At 69.8% G+C, this 14,552-nt stretch carries 8 protein-coding genes; all 8 read left to right on the top strand.

The genetic code is table 11. The features are described from left to right. Entirely contained in the window at window positions 1–2,886 is a 2,886-nt protein-coding gene (locus ACWGST_RS00155) for an MMPL family transporter (RefSeq protein WP_452044623.1), read from the top strand. Beyond that, on the top strand, window positions 2,883–4,829 hold the full coding sequence (locus ACWGST_RS00160; protein ID WP_452044624.1) for a YhgE/Pip family protein: 1,947 nt from the start codon (window positions 2,883–2,885) through the stop codon (window positions 4,827–4,829). Before ACWGST_RS00155 ends, ACWGST_RS00160 begins: the two co-directional genes overlap by 4 nt. 126 nt (window positions 4,830–4,955) lie before the next feature. After that, window positions 4,956–7,202, top strand: coding sequence for a bifunctional alpha,alpha-trehalose-phosphate synthase (UDP-forming)/trehalose-phosphatase (locus ACWGST_RS00165; RefSeq protein ID WP_452044625.1), 2,247 nt, complete (start codon window positions 4,956–4,958; stop codon window positions 7,200–7,202). A 10-nt stretch (window positions 7,203–7,212) separates the two neighbouring features. Next, window positions 7,213–8,907 (top strand): dihydroxy-acid dehydratase, encoded by a 1,695-nt coding sequence (ilvD, locus tag ACWGST_RS00170; RefSeq protein ID WP_452044626.1) that lies wholly within the window; start codon window positions 7,213–7,215, stop codon window positions 8,905–8,907. A 44-nt stretch (window positions 8,908–8,951) separates the two neighbouring features. Then, on the top strand, window positions 8,952–10,775 hold the full coding sequence (locus tag ACWGST_RS00175; protein ID WP_452044627.1) for an acetolactate synthase large subunit: 1,824 nt from the start codon (window positions 8,952–8,954) through the stop codon (window positions 10,773–10,775). A 2-nt stretch (window positions 10,776–10,777) separates the two neighbouring features. Further along, window positions 10,778–11,287: an acetolactate synthase small subunit gene (ilvN, locus tag ACWGST_RS00180; protein WP_452044628.1), complete on the top strand. Its 510-nt coding sequence runs from the start codon at window positions 10,778–10,780 to the stop codon at window positions 11,285–11,287. Window positions 11,288–11,307: 20 nt separating this feature from the next. Then, window positions 11,308–12,363 carry a ketol-acid reductoisomerase gene (gene ilvC / locus ACWGST_RS00185; RefSeq protein WP_452044888.1) on the top strand — a complete coding sequence of 352 codons (1,056 nt, stop codon included), beginning with the start codon at window positions 11,308–11,310 and terminating at the stop codon, window positions 12,361–12,363. Window positions 12,364–12,593: 230 nt separating this feature from the next. Next, complete coding sequence (locus ACWGST_RS00190; RefSeq protein ID WP_452044629.1) at window positions 12,594–14,474, top strand: bifunctional metallophosphatase/5'-nucleotidase; 1,881 nt, start codon at window positions 12,594–12,596, stop codon at window positions 14,472–14,474. Window positions 14,475–14,552 lie beyond the last annotated feature (78 nt).

Genomic DNA, 14,552 nt, shown 5'->3' on the forward strand with positions numbered 1-14,552 from the left:
ATGGCTCTGCTCCTCCATCGCATCGGCCGCTTCGCGTTCCGCCGTGCCTGGTACGTCATCGTCGCGTGGGTGCTCCTGCTCGGCGGCCTGCTGGGCACGGGCCTCGCACTCGGCGGCCAGCTGCAAGACTCGTTCGCCATTCCCGGCACCGAGTCGCAGACGGCGATCGACCAACTCGCCGCCGTGTTCCCCGAAACGGCCGGCGCCTCGGCCAAGGCCGTCGTCGAGGTCCCCGACGGCGAGACCGTCGAAGGCGCGTCGGCACGCGCCGCGATCGAGGCCATGGAGGCCGAGCTCGAGCAGGTCGACGGTGTCGCGAGCGTGCTCGGCCCGTTCGACGAATATGCGGGCGACCAGATCTCGGGCGACGCGCGCACCGCCTACATCCAGATCCAGTTCGACGGACCCGTCACCGACGTCACGACCGAGTCGCTCGAGGCCGTCGAGGCGACCGGCGAGCTCGGCACCGATGCCGGCCTCACGGTGGCCTTCGGCGGCGACGTGTTCCAAGAGACGAGCTTCGGCCTGACGATCACCGAGGTGTTCGGCGTGCTCTTCGCCGCCGTCGTGCTCATCATCACCTTCGGTTCGCTGCTCGCCGCCGGCATGCCGCTGCTCACCGCCCTCGTCGGCGTCGCAGCTGCCTTCGGCGGCATCTCGATCGTCGCGGCGTTCACGACGGTCTCGTCGACCGCGCCCATGCTCGCCGTCATGATCGGTCTCGCCGTGGGCATCGACTACGCGCTCTTCATTCTGTCGCGGCACCGAAACCAGCTCGCACGCGGCCAAGACCCCGAGGAGTCGGCGGCCGAAGCCGTCGCGACCGCCGGCGGTGCCGTGGTGTTCGCGGGGCTGACCGTCATCATCGCCCTGCTCGGTCTGCTCGTCGTCGGCATCCCGTTCCTCAGCGTCATGGGCGTCGGCGCCGCCTTCGCGGTGCTCATCGCCGTCGCCGGCGCCGTCACGCTGCTGCCCGCACTGCTCGGCGTGTTCGGGCGCAGGCTCGTGCCGAAGCCCCGCAGCCGTGCCCACCGTCGGGCCAACGCCGCCGACGACGGCGGCAAGCGCACGATGGGCCGACGCTGGGTCGACCTCGTGCTGAAGGCGCCCGTCGTCTTCGTCGTGCTCGTCGCCGGCCTGCTCGGCGCCGCCGCGGTGCCCGCCCTCAGCCTCGACCTCAACCTGCCGAACGGCTCGGGCACCGAGGGCTCGAGCCAGCGCGAGGCCTACGAGATGATCGACGAGGGGTTCGGACCGGGCTACAACGGCCCGCTCATCGTGACCGTCGACATCACCCAGACGACCGACATCTTCGGCGACCTCGACGCGATCGGCGCCCGCATCGGCGAGCTCGACGACGTCGCGTTCGTCGGGCAGGGCCTGCCGAACCCGACGGCCGACACCGCGATCATCCAGGTCATCCCCGAGAGCGCACCGGATGCCCCGGCGACGAAGGTGCTCGTCGAGAACATCCGCGAGCTCGAACCCTCGATCACAGCCGACTACGGCACACCCATCGCCGTCACCGGCTACACGGCCGTCGCGATCGACATCTCGAACCGCCTCGCCGACGCGCTCATCCCGTTCGCGCTCATCGTCGTTGGGCTCTCGATCGTGCTGCTGCTCATGGTGTTCCGTTCGGTGTTCGTGCCGATCACGGCCGCCCTCGGCTTCCTGCTCTCGGCGTTCGGCGCGATCGGCGTCACCGTCGCGATCTTCCAGTGGGGTTGGTTCGCCGACCTCTTGAACATCGAGCCGGGGCCGATCCTGAGCTTCCTGCCGATCCTGCTGATGGCCGTGCTGTTCGGCCTCGCCATGGACTACCAGGTGTTCCTCGTCTCGGGCATGCGCGAGGAGTTCGTGAAGACCCGCGACGCCCGCAAATCGGTCGTGCACGGCTTCCAGCACGCCGCGCGCGTGGTCACGGCCGCCGCCCTCATCATGTTCTTCGTCTTCTTCGCCTTCGTGCCCGAGGGCTCGGGCGTGATCAAGGGCATCGCGTTCGCGCTCGCGATCGGCGTCGCATTCGACGCCTTCCTCGTGCGCATGACGCTCGTGCCCGCGGCGATGGCGCTCGCCGGAAACGCCGCGTGGTGGCTGCCGAAGCGGCTCGCCAAGGTGCTGCCCAACGTCGACATCGAGGGCGAGGGGCTGCGCACCCACCTCGAGCAGCAGGAGTGGGCGGCATCCCGACCCGCTGCCGTCAATGCCGACGACGCGGTGTTCGGCCTGCCCGAACGCCCCATCGGCCCGCTGAGCGTCGAGGTGCCCGTCGGGGGAGTGCTCGTCGTGCAGGGTGACGCGGTCGACCGCCGGGTCGTCTCGGCGACCCTCGCCGGCCGCCTCGCGCCCGTCAGCGGCCGCCTCGCCGTGCTCGGCTCGCCGCTGCCTTCGGGGGCCGGCTCGGTCATGCGCGGGGTTGCGATCGCAGAAGTCGCAGCGGATGCCTCGCGCGGAGGCTCGGTCGGCGAGCTCATCGCCGGCCGGCTCGACGCCACCCGCCCGTGGTACCGCATCGCCCCCGCGAACGCCCTCGTGCGCTCGTGGACGACGCGTGCGGCCGACGCCGCCGGCCACGGCCCCGACGGGCCGAGATTCACGGCCGATACTCCGCTCGCCGCCCTCGGCGTCGAAGCCCGCACCCTCGTCGCGGTCGCCGCCGCACTCGCCGAGCAGCCGAAGGCGATCGTCATCGACCTCGACGACGACCCCGGCTCCGCCACGGGTGAGCTCTGGCACGCCCTCGCGGCGCTCGTGCCCGCCCAGGTCACGGTGATCGTCGGCCTCGGCCGCACCGCCGTGTCGCCCGCGGTCTCGCCGCAACTCGCGGCCCGCGGCATCCGCACCCTCGAAACCGTCTCTCGCAACCTGGAGGTCCTCCGATGAGCTCCCGACTCTCTCGCCTCCTCGGCTCGACTCCCGGGCAGCGGCGCGTGCGCTACGGCGTGCTGCTCGCCGCGGTCGTGGCCGTGCCGCTCGCCGTCGCCGGACTCGTCTCGGGCGCCGTCGGCAGTGGCGGCGACAACCTCGAGCAGATCCCGGCCGTCGTCGTGAACAACGACGAGATGGTCACGATGACCCTGCCCGACGGCACCGAGCAGCCCGTGCTCGCGGGCCGGCTGCTCGTGACCGAACTGACCGACCCCGAGACATCCGGGTTCGCCTGGACGATCTCGAACGACGACGAGGCTGCCGACCTGCTCGCCTCGGGCGACGCGTACGCCGTGCTCACGATCCCCGCCGACTTCTCGGAGTCGGTGACCTCGCTCTCGGGCGCGAACCCGACGCAGGCGAATCTCGACATCCGCACCGACGACGCCCACGGCTACCTCGCCGGCTCGGTCGCGCAGTCGGTCGGCGACGCGATGTCGGCGACCTTCGGCCGCGAGTTGACGGCGCAGTACCTCGAGGGCTTCTACGCGAACCTGGCCTCGATGGGCGGCTCGCTCGGCGAGGCCGCCGACGGCGCCACGCAGCTCTCGAGCGGCGTCGGCTCGCTCGCCGGCGGCCTCACCTCGCTGTCGAGCGGGGTCGCCTCGGCGACGAGCGGCGCAGCGGATGCCGCGAGCGGCGCGCACCAGTACGCCGCGGGCGTCACCCAGTACACGCAGGGCGTCGACGGCATGGCGACCGGGCTCGGCCAGCTGAGCGCCGGTGCTGCGGGGCTCACCGACGTCGCGAACGGCGTCACCGGTTACGTCGGTGGCATCAATCAGGTGGTCGGTCAGATCAATTCGGGCATCGCACCCCTGATCTCCGAACTGCAGAAGCTCGCAGAGACCTACCCCGAGCTGCAGCCCGACATCGACCAGGCGATCGCGGCGCTGCAGGCGGGCGAGGCGCAGCTGACCGGCTTCCAGCAGCAGGGCACGGCCCTCGCAACCGGCACGACGACGGCGATCACCGGCATCCAGGGCGGTATCGCCCAGTCGGCCGCCGGCGCCGCGCAACTCTCCAGCGGCTCGGCCGGCATCCGCGACGGCGCGAACGGCATCGCCTCGGGGCTCGACGAGCTCGCGGGCGGCCTGGGCGCGTTGCAGGGCGGTGCGGCCGATGCCGCGAGCGGCGCGACGCAGCTCGCGAGCGGCGCCGACACCCTCGCCACCGGCCTCGCCGAGGGTGCGGAGAGCGCGAAGGCGCTCGGCGACATCGACGCGACGAAGACCGCCGACGTGGTCTCCGAGCCCGTCACGGTCGACGCGACGCGTGATCACGAGATCGCGGGCATCGGCGACGTCATCGGCATGCTCTTCGTGCCCGTCGGACTCTGGCTGGGTGCGCTCGCGCTGTTCCTCGTCTTCCGCCCGTTCGGGCGCGAAGCGCTGCGTTCCACGGCCTCGACCGGCGGGCTCGTCTGGCGCACCCTCGCGCGGGCCGGCCTCGTCGCCCTCGCGCAGGCCGTCGCCGTCGTGCTGCTGCTGCACGGCGTCATGGGCGTCACGTGGGCACTGCTGCCGCAGACGCTCGCGTTCGCGGCGCTGCTCGCGCTCGTGTTCACCTCGCTGCACGCCTTCCTGACCGTGTGGCTCGGCCGGGCGGGCCTGCTCGTCTCGCTCGTGCTCGTCGCCCTGCAGCTCACCGCCGCCGGCGGGCTCTACCCGATCGAGGTGCTGAGTGGGCCCTACCAGACGATCAGCCCGTTCCTGCCGCTCACGTGGGCGGTGCAGGGCATGCAGTACATCGTCTCCGGCGCGGCCGGGGGAGCGGTCGCGATGGCGTCGGGCGTGCTCGTGGTCTTCGGGCTCGTCGGCGTGATCGGCACGGGCCTCGTGGTCGGCAGGCGCCGCGGCATCCGCTCGATCGGGTTCGCGGCCGCAGCGCTCGGCTGAGCCTCGCCTGCACATGGCGCGCGGGCGTGACCGCGGCGCTGAGCGGCGGAGGAGTGGACCGATCCGGTCCGCGACTCCGCCGCTCACTGTTAGCCTGAGCGGAGCGCGAGGAGGGACATCCGCTCTATGAACGCCCCCGATGCATCACGCGACGATCACCACGTCGACGCCGCCTACGACATGATCGTGGTCTCGAACCGGCTGCCCGTCGACTACCGGCGCGGCCCCGACGGCGAGACCACCTGGCAGAGCTCGCCCGGCGGGCTCGTCACCGCCCTCGAACCCGTCATGCGCGCCGCAGAGGGCGCCTGGGTGGGCTGGGCCGGCGTGGCCGACCGCGAGTTCGACCCGTTCGAGTACGACGGCATCAACATCATCCCGGTGCCGCTGTCGGAGTCGGAGCTCGAGGAGTACTACGAGGGCTTCTCGAACGACACGCTGTGGCCGCTCTACCACGACGTCATCGCCCCGCCGTCGTTCCACCGCGAGTGGTGGGACGCGTACGTGCGGGTCAACCGCCGCTTCGCCGAGGCGGCGGCCCGCGCGGCATCGACGGGCGCCGTCGTCTGGGTGCAGGACTACCAATTGCAGCTCGTGCCGCAGATGCTGCGCGAGAAGCGCCCCGACCTCGTCATCGGCTTCTTCAACCACATTCCGTTCCCGGCATACGGCATCTACTCGCAGCTGCCGTGGCGCCGCCAGGTGCTCGCCGGACTGCTCGGCGCCGACGTCATCGGGTTCCAGCGGGCCGCCGACGCCGGCAACTTCACGCGGGCGGTGCGACGGCTGTTCGGCTACGCGACCCGCGGCAGCGTGCTCGACGTGCCTGGACCCGACGGTGATGTGCGGCACGTCGTCGCCCGTCAGTTCCCGATCTCGATCGACTCGGCCGGCTTCGAGGCGCTCGCTCGCAGCCCAGAGGTGCAGGCGCGAGCCCATGAGATCCGCGAGAGCCTCGGCAACCCGAAGACGATCATGCTCGGCGTCGACCGGCTCGACTACACGAAGGGCATCCGCCACCGGCTGAAGGCCTTCGGCGAACTGCTGCGCGACGGCCGGCTCGATGTGGAAGACGTCACGCTCGTACAGGTCGCGAGCCCGTCGCGAGAGCGCGTCGAGACCTACCGGCAGCTGCGCGACGAGATCGAGCTCGCGGTCGGCCGCCTGAACGGCGACTACTCGACGCTCGGCCACCAGGCCATCGCCTACCTGCACCACGGCTACCCGCGCGAAGAGATGGTCGCCCTCTACCTCGCGGCCGACGTCATGCTCGTCACGGCGCTTCGCGACGGCATGAACCTCGTCGCGAAAGAGTTCGTGGCCTGCAACTTCGACGACGACGGCGTGCTCGTGCTGAGCGAGTTCACCGGCGCCTCCGACGAGCTCCGGCAGGCGATCCTCGTGAACCCGCACGACATCGAGGGTCTGAAAGACGCGATGGTCGAGGCCGTGCAGATGCCGCCCAAAGAGCGCACGCGCCGCATGCGTGCGCTGCGCAAGCGCGTGCGCGAGAACGACGTCGCGAAGTGGTCGTCGACCTTCTTGAAGACGCTCACGGGCGCCGGCATCATCGCGTCGGGCGTTCCAGAGGGTTTGGATGCCGCGATCTCGCGCATCGCCGACACCGACCGTCTGCTCGTGGCGCTCGACTTCGACGGCACGCTCGCACCGCTCGTCGACCGCCCCGAGGACGCACGTGCCACGCAGCGGGCCCGGGCCGCGATCGAGCGGCTCGCCGCCACCGACGACACCCGGGTGGCGATCGTCTCCGGCCGTGCCCTCGAGAGCCTGCGCGAGGTCGCCGATCCTCCGCTCGGCGCGCTGCTGAGCGGCTCGCACGGCGTCGAGCTGCAACTCGACTCGGGCGGGGTCACGATCGACCTGCGCGACGCTGAGCTCTCGGCCCTCGAACACCTCATGCGCGTGCTCGAAGAGATCGCCTCGACGGCCGAGGGCGCCTGGGTGGAGTGGAAGCCGGCCGGCCTCGCGCTGCACACCCGAAAGGTCGCCCCCGACGCGGCGAGCGAACTGCAGCGCGCTGCGCGGGCCCGCGTCGAGGCCGAGATCCCCGAACTCACGGTGCGCGGCGGCAAGGGCGTGGTCGAGTTCTCGGTGCGCCCGAGCGACAAGGGCGAGGCGCTCACCCGACTGCGCCATCACGCCGGTGCGAGTGCCGTCGTCTACGTCGGCGACGACGTCACCGACGAGGACGCGTTCGCCGCACTCGAGGCCGACGACCTCGGCGTGAAGGTCGGGCAGGGCCGCTCGCTCGCCGCCAATCGCGTGCGCAGCCCCGACGACGTCGCCGACCTGCTCGAGCGCCTGGCCGATGCCCGTGCCGCGACGCGCGGGGGTCCCGCGCGCTGGCAATAGACTCGGGTGCATGTCGGAGTTCGATCCCAAACCTCGTAGCCGCACCGTCACCGACGGTATCGAAGCCATGACCAGCCGGGGCATGCTCCGCGCCGTCGGCATGGGAGACGCCGATTGGGACAAGCCGCAGATCGGCATCGCGTCCTCCTGGAACGAGATCACCCCCTGCAACCTCTCGCTCGGCCGACTCGCGCAGGCCGCGAAAGAGGGCGTGCACGGCGGCGGCGGCTACCCGCTGCAGTTCGGCACCGTCTCGGTCTCCGACGGCATCTCGATGGGCCACGAGGGCATGCACTTCTCGCTCGTCTCGCGCGAGGTCATCGCCGACTCGGTCGAGGTCGTCATGCAGGCCGAGCGCCTCGACGGCTCAGTGCTGCTCGCCGGCTGCGACAAGTCGATCCCCGGCATGCTCATGGCGGCCGCCCGTCTCGACCTCGCCTCGGTGTTCCTCTACGCCGGCTCGATCGCGCCGGGCTGGGTGCGCCTCTCAGACGGCACCGAGAAAGACATCACGATCATCGACTCGTTCGAGGCCGTCGGCGCGGTCAAGGCCGGCACCATGAGCCCCGAAGACGCGCACCGCATCGAGTGCGCGTTCGCCCCGGGCGAGGGCGCCTGCGGCGGCATGTACACGGCGAACACCATGGCCTCGGTCGCCGAGGCCCTCGGGCTCTCGCTGCCGGGTTCGGCATCGCCGGCCTCCGCCGACCGACGCCGCGACTACTACGCGCACCGCTCGGGCGAGGCCGTCGTCAACCTGCTGAAACACGGCATCACCGCGCGTCAGATCCTCACGAAGAAGGCGTTCGAGAACGCCATCGCGGTCGGCATGGCGCTCGGCGGCTCGACCAACATCGTGCTGCACCTGCTCGCGATCGCCCGCGAGGCCGAGGTCGACCTCACGCTCGACGATTTCAACCGCATCGGCGCGAAGGTGCCGCACGTCGGCGACCTGAAGCCCTTCGGCAAGTACGTCATGAACGACGTCGACCGTCGCGGCGGCGTGCCCGTGCTCATGAAGGCGCTGCTCGACGCGGGCCTGCTGCACGGCGACGTGCTCACGGTCACCGGCAAGACCATGGCCGAGAACCTCGAAGAACTGAACCTGCCGCCGCTCGACGGCGAGGTGCTGCGCACGCTCGACAACCCGATCCACGAGACCGGCGGGCTCACGATCCTGCACGGCTCGCTCGCTCCAGAGGGCGCGGTCGTGAAGACCGCGGGTTTCGACGCCGCCACCTTCGAGGGCCCCGCCCGCGTGTTCGAGCGCGAGCGTGAGGCCATGGACGCCCTCACCGCCGGCGAGATCTCGCACGGCGACGTGGTCGTCATCCGCTACGAGGGGCCGAAGGGCGGGCCGGGCATGCGCGAGATGCTCGCCATCACCGCGGCCATCAAGGGCGCCGGCCTCGGAAAAGATGTACTACTCTTGACGGACGGTCGATTCTCAGGCGGCACAACCGGCCTCTGCATCGGCCATCTGGCACCCGAAGCGGTGGACGCAGGTCCCATCGCCTTCGTGCGCGATGGTGATCTCATACGGGTCGATATCGCAGCTCGTTCCATCGACCTACTGGTCGATGATGCCGAGCTGGCTGCCCGCCGTGAAGGCTGGGCTCCGCTTCCCCCGCGCTATACCCGTGGCGTCCTCGCGAAGTACTCGAAGCTCGTGCGTTCCGCCGCAGAAGGCGCCACGACGGGCTGAGTGCTGCGTTTTCCGCACACACCGTCCACCAGAACAGGAATCGAATGACCACGGAATCCAGTCCCGTGCCATCGCCCGCCCCGGTGCCCTCCGGCGCTCTGCCCTCCGGCGCTCCCGTGGAGATCACGGGCGCCGAGGCGGTCGTCCGTTCACTCGAGATGCTCGGCATCACCGACGTGTTCGGCCTCCCCGGCGGCGCGATCCTGCCCGTCTACGACCCGCTCTTCGAGAGCCGCAAGCTGCGCCACATCCTCGTTCGTCACGAGCAGGGTGCCGGGCACGCGGCCGAAGGGTACGCCTCGTCGTCGGGCAAGCTCGGCGTCGCCCTCGCGACCTCGGGCCCCGGCGCGACGAACCTCGTCACGGCCATCGCCGACGCCCACATGGACTCGGTGCCGATGCTCGCGATCACCGGTCAGGTGTTCTCGAACCTCATGGGCACCGACGCGTTCCAAGAGGCCGACATCGTCGGCATCACGATGCCGATCACGAAGCACTCCTTCCTGGTGAAGGATGCCTCGGAGATCCCGTCGACCATCGCGGCGGCGTACCACATCGCCACGACGGGCCGCCCCGGCCCTGTGCTCGTCGACATCACGAAAGACGCGCAGCAGGCGAAGTTCTCCTTCCGCTGGCCGCCGAAGATCGACCTGCCGGGCTACCGGCCGATCATGAAGGCGCATGGCAAGCAGGTCACGGCCGCGGCGCAGCTGCTCGCCGAAGCGAAGCGGCCGGTGCTATACGTGGGCGGCGGCGTCATCCGCTCGGGTGCGTCGGCAGAACTGCTCACGCTCGCCGAGACGACGAACGCCCCCGTAGTCACGACGCTCATGGCCCGCGGCGCGTTCCCCGACTCGCACCGGCAGCACCTCGGCATGCCGGGCATGCACGGCACGGTGCCCGCTGTGATCGCCCTGCAGGAGGCAGACCTGCTCATCGCCCTCGGCGCTCGCTTCGACGACCGGGTGACGGGCAAGGCGGCGCTCTTCGCGCCGAACGCGAAGGTCGTGCACGTCGACATCGACCCGGCCGAGATCTCGAAGATCCGCGTCGCCGACGTGCCGATCGTGGGCGACGCGAAAGACGTGCTCGTCGACCTCGAGGCCGCCTATCGCGACGCGATCGCCGGGGAGTCGGGCGCGCCCGATCTCGAGGAGTGGTGGGCGACGCTCGACGGGCTCCGCGCGGAGTTCCCGCTCGGGTTCTCGAAGCCGACCGACGGGCTGCTCGCACCCCAGCAGGTCATCCAGCGCATCGGCGAGCTCACCGGCCCCGAGGCGGTCTACGCCGCGGGCGTCGGCCAGCACCAGATGTGGGCGGCGCAGTTCATCAAGTACGAGCGCCCGAACTCCTGGCTGAACTCGGGCGGCGCCGGCACGATGGGCTACGCCGTTCCCGCGGCGATGGGCGCGAAGGTCGCCGAACCCGACCGGGTGGTCTGGGCGATCGACGGCGACGGCTGCTTCCAGATGACGAACCAGGAGCTCGCCACCTGCACGCTGAACAAGATCCCGATCAAGGTCGCGATCATCAACAACTCCTCGCTCGGCATGGTGCGCCAGTGGCAGACCCTGTTCTACGACGGCCGGTACTCGAACACCGACCTCAACACGGGTCACGACACCGTGCGCATCCCCGACTTCGTGGCGCTCGCCGAGGCCTACGGGTGCCTCGGCATCCGCGTCACGAAAGAGGAGGAGATCGACGATGCCATCAAGCTCGCGCTCGAGACGAACGACCGCCCGGTCGTGATCGACTTCGTCGTCTCGGCAGGCGCGATGGTGTGGCCGATGGTGCCGCAGGGCGTCTCCAACAGCTACATCCAGTACGCCCGCGATCACTCGCCGGCCTTCAGCGAGGAGGACTGACCATGTCGAGACACGTGCTTTCACTCCTGGTGGAGGACAAACCCGGTCTGCTGACGCGCGTCGCGGGGCTCTTCGCCCGTCGCGGCTTCAACATCGAATCGCTCGCGGTCGGGCACTCCGAGATCGCGGGGCTCAGCCGCATCACGGTCGTCGTCGACGTCGACGCGTTGCCGCTCGAACAGGTGACGAAGCAGCTGAACAAGCTCGTCAACGTCATCAAGATCGTCGAACTCGACTCCGCCCAGGCGGTCGAGCGCGAGCACCTGCTCATCAAGGTGCGCGTCGACAACACGACGCGCTCCCAGGTGCTCGAGGCCGTCAACCTCTTCCGCGCCCGCGTCGTCGACGTGTCGACCGACGCACTCGTGATCGAGGTCACCGGTGACTCCGGCAAGACCACCGCGCTGCTCAAGGTGCTCGAGCCCTACGGCATCAAAGAGATCGCCCAGTCGGGCCTGCTCGCGATCGGCCGGGGCGGCAAGTCCATCACCGAGCGCGTCTTCAAGAACTGACCGTTTTCACGAACTGCAACATCCCCGATCAAGGAGAAAGACAGCAAATGGCTGAGATCTACTACGACAAAGACGCCGACCTCGCCCTCATCCAGGGCAAGAAGGTCGCCGTCATCGGCTACGGCTCGCAGGGCCACGCGCACGCGCAGAACCTTCGCGACTCGGGCGTCGAGGTCGTCATCGGGCTCAAAGAGGGCTCGAAGTCGAAGGCCAAGGCCGAAGAGGCCGGCTTCGAGGTCAAGAGCGTCGCCGACGCGGCCGCCTGGGCCGACGTCATCGTCATCCTCGCACCCGACCAGTACCAGCGCCACATCTACGCCGAGTCGATCGAGGCGAACCTGGCCGAGGGCAAGACCCTCGTGTTCGGCCACGGCTTCAACATCCGCTTCGGCTACATCGAGGCGCCCGAGGGCGTCGACGTCGTCATGGTCGCCCCCAAGGGCCCCGGCCACACGGTGCGTCGCGAATACGAGGCGGGTCGCGGCGTGCCCGTCATCGTCGCCGTCGAGAAGGATGCCTCGGGGCAGGCCTGGCCGCTCACGCTGAGCTACGCCAAGGCGATCGGCGGCCTGCGCGCCGGCGGCATCAAGACGACCTTCACCGAAGAGACCGAGACCGACCTGTTCGGCGAGCAGGCCGTGCTGTGCGGCGGCGTCTCGCAGCTCGTGCAGTACGGCTTCGAGACCCTCACCGAGGCCGGCTACCAGCCGCAGGTCGCCTACTTCGAGGTGCTCCACGAACTGAAGCTCATCGTCGACCTCATGTGGGAGGGCGGCATCGCCAAGCAGCGCTGGTCGGTCTCCGACACGGCCGAGTACGGCGACTACGTCTCGGGTCCGCGCGTCATCGACCCGCACGTCAAGGAGAACATGCAGGCCGTGCTTGCCGACATCCAGTCGGGTGCATTCGCCAAGCGCTTCATCGACGATCAAGACAACGGGCAGAAGGAGTTCCTCGAGCTCCGTGCCAAGGGCGAGGCGCACCCCATCGAGGCCACCGGCCGTGAGCTGCGCAAGCTCTTCGCCTGGAACGCGTCGAACGACGACGACTACGTCGACGGCGAGGTCGCGCGCTAAAGCGCGGACCTGCGCCGTCGACGCAGTCGTCATGCGACACTGCGCCCATGCTGCCCGGACTTCGTCCGGTCAGGCCGACGGCGAGGTCGCGCGCTAAGCGCTGTTCGACACGAGAACGGCCTGCCCCGGAGCATCCGGTGCAGGCCGTTCTTCGTCGTGCGCGAATGAGCACGACGAATTCACCGCCGACCCCTTGTCGAAGTGGCGTGAGGTGTGGTCGCATGTGAGCCATGAGCGAACTCACCCATCACCACTCAGAACCCACCCCCCGCTGGTGCTCCTGCGCAGTGCCCGACGAAGATGTCGCGGCGCCGAGCTCGGGGCTCTCCCGACGCAACGTGCTCGTCGGCATGTCGGCGGCCGGCGCCCTCGCGGCGGTCGGCTGGCCCGGCGTCGCCAACGCCGCCCCCGGCGACAAGTCGGTGAAAATCACGATCATGGGCACCTCCGACCTGCACACGAACGTCGTCAACTGGGACTACTACAAAGACGCCGTCTACAGCGACAGCGCCGGCAACGCCGTCGGCCTCGCTCGGGTTGCGAGTGTCGTGAACCAGATCCGCGCCGACCGCGGCCGCGACCGCACACTGCTCTTCGACGCGGGCGACACGATCCAGGGCACGCCGCTCGGCTTCTATTACGCGACCGTCGAGCCCGTCACCGAGACCGGTGCGACCCACCCGATGGCCGCGCAGATGAACGCCCTCGGTTACGACGCCGTGGCCCTCGGCAACCACGAGTTCAACTACGGCCTCGACTTCCTCGACCACTGGATCTCGCAGATGGACGCGCCGGTGCTCGCGGCCAACGCCGTGCACGCCGGCACGAAGGTGCCGCGGTTCCGCCCGTACACGATCAAGCGGGTGAAGGTGCAGGGTCGCCCCCCGATCAACATCGGCGTGCTCGGCCTCACCAACCCCGGCGTCGTCATCTGGGACAAGGCCAACGTCGAGGGGTCGGTCGAGGTGCAGGGGCTCGTCGAGGCCGCGGCGCGATGGGTTCCAATCATGCGCTCCGAGGGCGCCGACATCGTCGTCGTGAGCGCCCACTCGGGCGACAGCGGCACCTCGTCGTATTCGGGCGACCTCCCCGTCGAGAACGCGGCCGCACTCGTCGCCGAGCAGGTGCCGGGCATCGACGTGATCCTCTTCGGCCACGCGCACCGCGAGGTGCCCGAGCGTTTCGTCACGAACCTCGCGACCGGCAAGCAGGTCATCATGAGCGAGCCGAAGAACTGGGGTCAGCGGGTCAGCGTCTTCGACCTGAAGCTCGAGTTCGAGCGCGGCAACTGGAAGGTGGCGCAGAGCAAGGCGATGACGGTCAACACGAACAGCGTCGTCGACGATCCCGCATTCGTCGCGATCGTGCGCGACCAGCACGACGCCGTCGTCACCTACATGAACACCGCGGTCGCGAACTCGACCGAGGGGATGTCGGCCGCCGAGGCCTGCTGGAAGGACACGGCGATCCTCGACTACGTCAACGAGGTGCAGACGGCGACCGTGGCCGCAGCGATCGCGGGCACCCCCGAGGCATCCCTGCCCATCATCTCGATCGCGGCGCCGTTCAACCGCGCCGCCAGCTTCCCGCAGGGGCCGGTGACCATCAAGGATGTCGCGGGCCTCTACATCTACGACAACACCCTCATGGCCTCGGTGCTGACGGGCGCCCAACTGAAGGACTACCTCGAGTACTCGGCGAAGTACTTCAGGCTGGTAGCTCCGGGCGCCCCGGTCGACCCGCCGGCCTGGACGAACGCGCCGTGGCCGAACCCCGACTCGCCGACGATCCCCGACTACAACTACGACCAGTTCTCGGGTATCTTCTACGACGTCGACGTCGAGCAGCCGGTGGGCTCGCGCATCACGAGTCTCTTGTACAACGGGGTGCCGGTGGCGCCCGACCAGCAGTTCGTCGTCGCGATCAACAACTACCGGCAATCGGGCGGCGGCGGGTTCCCCCACGTCGCGAGCGCGCCGGTCGTCTACAACGCGCAGGTCGCGATCCGCGAGGCGATCGTCGCGTACGCCTCGGCGGCGGGCACGATCGACCCGGCGACGTTCCACGTCGAGAACTGGCGACTCGTGCGCGCCGGGGTGCCGGTGTTCTGAGTCGGCAGCTGCGCAGGCCGCGTCGGTGGCGCGGCCTGCGTCGGTGTCGGCGGCTCGTTCCGGATGCTCCGGGGCGGG

Source organism: Agromyces sp. NPDC055520 (genome assembly GCF_053619715.1).

Bases quoted from the DNA above. Each gene is read 5' to 3' on its own strand.
- ACWGST_RS00160 (WP_452044624.1), top strand. From the start codon at position 2,883: ATGAGCTCCCGACTCTCTCGCCTCCTCGGCTCGACTCCCGGGCAGCGG.
- ACWGST_RS00165 (WP_452044625.1), top strand. From the start codon at position 4,956: ATGAACGCCCCCGATGCATCACGCGACGATCACCACGTCGACGCCGCC.
- ilvN (WP_452044628.1), top strand. From the start codon at position 10,778: ATGTCGAGACACGTGCTTTCACTCCTGGTGGAGGACAAACCCGGTCTG.
- ACWGST_RS00175 (WP_452044627.1), top strand. From the start codon at position 8,952: ATGACCACGGAATCCAGTCCCGTGCCATCGCCCGCCCCGGTGCCCTCC.
- ACWGST_RS00155 (WP_452044623.1), top strand. From the start codon at position 1: ATGGCTCTGCTCCTCCATCGCATCGGCCGCTTCGCGTTCCGCCGTGCC.
- ilvD (WP_452044626.1), top strand. From the start codon at position 7,213: ATGTCGGAGTTCGATCCCAAACCTCGTAGCCGCACCGTCACCGACGGT.
- ACWGST_RS00190 (WP_452044629.1), top strand. From the start codon at position 12,594: ATGAGCGAACTCACCCATCACCACTCAGAACCCACCCCCCGCTGGTGC.